Below are 236 nucleotides of genomic sequence, written 5' to 3'. Positions count from 1 at the left end.
CCTCGTACACGTCGCTACGCGTGACCACGGGCAGCAGCGGCTTGTTGCGATGCAGTTCGCGGCCGAGTTCATCCAGTTCCTGCACTTGTCCCGGCGATGTGGAACTCGTCAGCCATAACACGCCATCGGCGCTATCGGTGAAGCGTTGAGTGAGCACCGCGTTTTCCGGCGTTACCGAATGCAATCCCGGCGTATCCACGAGAACCAGCTTTCCCGCGAGACGTACGCCTTGCAGT

At 60.6% G+C, this 236-nt stretch carries 1 protein-coding gene; it reads right to left on the bottom strand.

Going from position 1 to position 236, the window contains the following annotated elements; translation table 11 throughout:
* The coding region (locus NCS03_RS31095) for a dynamin family protein (RefSeq protein WP_250530521.1) at positions 1–236 on the bottom strand (236 nt) is incomplete at both ends.

It is taken from the genome of Caballeronia sp. ATUFL_F1_KS4A, assembly GCF_023630905.1.
GTDB lineage: Bacteria > Pseudomonadota > Gammaproteobacteria > Burkholderiales > Burkholderiaceae > Caballeronia > Caballeronia zhejiangensis.
Note: the sequence above shows the minus strand (reverse complement) of the source record. Positions and strands in the feature narration are given on the sequence as shown.